Genomic DNA, 1,678 nt, shown 5'->3' on the forward strand with positions numbered 1-1,678 from the left:
TTATATTTTGGAAAATATTTTCATTAAAAAAATATATGTATATTCTTTTCAATTCAAATTATACATTCTTCTAATTAATAGGCTCTCTTTTTTTAATAATAAATAATTTCAGATTCTATGATTAATGAGTTTTAATTTGTTATATTCAATATTTTTCTTAGTAAATGTGCCAACATGATATCTTGCTGAAGAAACTCTTCTTTCGACATTTTTTTATAATGTGATGGTGTCCAACTATTATGAAGCATTATGATTCCTTTACTGTTCTTAAGAAAAGGATTCATATCATTTTTAGAGAAATAAAAATTCAAATATTTCTGATATGGAGTTCCATTAAAATAAAACTGGTCAGGTAATGCATCTGCATATTTTAACTCTATAGTTTTGAAATCCTTTTCGGAAGTTTTATTAATTAATCTATTAAGAATTCCATTTCCAAGATAACACCAAATGCGAGTTTTTTCATAAGATTCCTTAATAATTTTAATAGGGAAAATTCTTTTTAAAAATAATTTACGTTTATAAATTTTTATATTATTAATTATTTCATTTAACCAAGCTTTAAGAATTATAGATTTATTATTTCCATAAATTACTCCTATATAATGAGACTTAGTCTTAGAATTACCAAACATTTGTAAATCAGACTTATTGAAGAGAGTAAAAAAATTAGAATTAATAATTAAATAAAATTAATTAATAATTATTTAATATAAATTACTTTGAAAATAGGGTAAAGATAGGCTATAATAAATCTTTAAATCTAGCTATAAATCTTTCTGAGGCAAATGTAGAAATCAAACATATTCTTATTTTTATTGGTCAACTATATAATTTTATAAAATATTCAAATTCTATTTATTTTGGGATATGCCGAAGATATATTTGCTTAAATTTAAAAAAAATTTTTTTTATAATTAAAATAATATTTACAATTATAATAATATTTACATTTAAATGAAATCTTTTAATAAAAAATTCAGTTTTTTCATATCATCTTTTTGAATATATTTAGATTTTAATATTAAATTAATTAGGTTTTTTGCATATTCTTTATTATTTACTTCATTTAATCCATTATATATTGTCATATTCCACCGATGATATAATTCATAAATAGCATATTTAATATCAGAGGAATTTCTTGTAATATTAAAAATACTCATGATATTTACTAATTCATCATGACTTTTTTCTTTATCATTTATTGAATTAGTAATTGAAAAAGAATTGTTATAATATAATAAACCGTATATATTAATAAATTGAAAAGAATTTGCTATTTTAAATAATGCAAAATTAATAATTCTATCATCCCCATAATTAACTTTTTCTGAATATATCCAATCTCCTAAGAATTTCAGGGTCTTTTGAAATATTTCAGTTCTCATAAATTTAGCACATAAAAATCCATCTATTAATTTAATGACTGTATTATTATTTTGCTCATAAATGAAATTTGATAATCTGGGTTGGGTAATTATTTCATTATTTTGCTTAAATCCTAAATAATATGGAACATGAGGATTTTTATATTTTGCTAATGTCTCCTGATTGCAATAAAATCCTGAAAATTCAATTATATCAATACCCTTTTCAGCCCGTCTATAGCAAATATTAAAAATGTCTTTATTAATAAATAAATCATCACTATCAAGTAGCAATAAATATTGTCCTT

At 20.6% G+C, this 1,678-nt stretch carries 2 protein-coding genes; both read right to left on the minus strand.

What is annotated here, in order from left to right; all coding sequences use genetic code 11:
• Nucleotides 1-131: 131 nt before the first annotated feature.
• Nucleotides 132-635: a hypothetical protein gene (locus ACJMNB_RS09150; protein ID WP_405341688.1), complete on the minus strand. Its 504-nt coding sequence runs from the start codon at nt 633-635 to the stop codon at nt 132-134.
• A 318-nt stretch (nt 636-953) separates the two neighbouring features.
• Nucleotides 954-1,678 (minus strand): hypothetical protein (locus tag ACJMNB_RS09155; protein ID WP_405341690.1); only part of this gene is annotated, 725 nt, incomplete at its 5' end.

The sequence above is a fragment of the Fibrobacter sp. genome, assembly GCF_045131395.1.
Classification (GTDB): Bacteria; Fibrobacterota; Fibrobacteria; order Fibrobacterales; family Fibrobacteraceae; genus Fibrobacter.

Coding starts and splice junctions, on each gene's coding strand:
- ACJMNB_RS09150 (WP_405341688.1), bottom strand. CDS start 635: ATGTTTGGTAATTCTAAGACTAAGTCTCATTATATAGGAGTAATTTAT.